The sequence below is a fragment of the Stenotrophomonas maltophilia group sp. RNC7 genome, assembly GCF_030910085.1.
GTDB classification, from domain to species: domain Bacteria; phylum Pseudomonadota; class Gammaproteobacteria; order Xanthomonadales; family Xanthomonadaceae; genus Stenotrophomonas; species Stenotrophomonas sepilia.
Window position 1 is genome coordinate 1 of sequence record NZ_JAVFVN010000480.1, and the last position, 643, is coordinate 643.

Here is a 643-nt window from a genome sequence, read left to right on the forward strand (position 1 = left end):
TATATAAATGACTTAATAAACACATAAAAAAAGAAGTAGCTTAAGCTACCTCTGCACCCTCTCAAAATTATTATAGCAGAGGAGCTGAAGCTATGCAATATATCCGGTACCATGAAATGGAAGAGTTGATTAAAAAGAAAAGAGATTTGGAGTGTGCTGTTATAAGTATTGAATTTGAATTAATGGAATTATCAAAGGGCCTTAATGATAATGATGCAGATGAATACATAGCGAATGTTGCATTAAAAAGACCTAATGTTGACCAAGTAAAAATAAATACTAAAGGACATATAACAGATAAAACAGGCTCCACTGCTGTAAACTTTAGAGAGAATTTAGAAAAAGAGATAGCTGAAACCATAGACCAACTTAAATATGAGTTATATTTATTCAAGATAGTGATAGAAAAGCTTGATATTGCATTTAGAGTAATTTCAGAAGAAGGCAAAAAGATAATTGAGTTAAAATATATAGAAAATTTAACTTGGTTTGAAATAGAAGATAACCTATTAATTACTAAAAATAAGGGACAAGATATAAGAAAAAAATCAATAGAAAGATTACGATCTATCTCTAGAATTACAGCCCAACAATATAAGCAAGTTATAGAAATATTAGATTTAAAATGAAAAATATTAATATA

1 protein-coding gene is annotated in these 643 nt (G+C 27.7%); it reads left to right on the plus strand.

Translation table 11 applies throughout. The features are described from left to right. Positions 1-116 precede the first annotated feature (116 nt). On the plus strand, positions 117-629 hold the full coding sequence (locus RCF13_RS08950) for a hypothetical protein (RefSeq protein WP_308141073.1): 513 nt from the start codon (positions 117-119) through the stop codon (positions 627-629). Positions 630-643 lie beyond the last annotated feature (14 nt).

Coding starts and splice junctions, on each gene's coding strand:
- RCF13_RS08950 (WP_308141073.1), top strand. CDS start 117: ATGGAAGAGTTGATTAAAAAGAAAAGAGATTTGGAGTGTGCTGTTATA.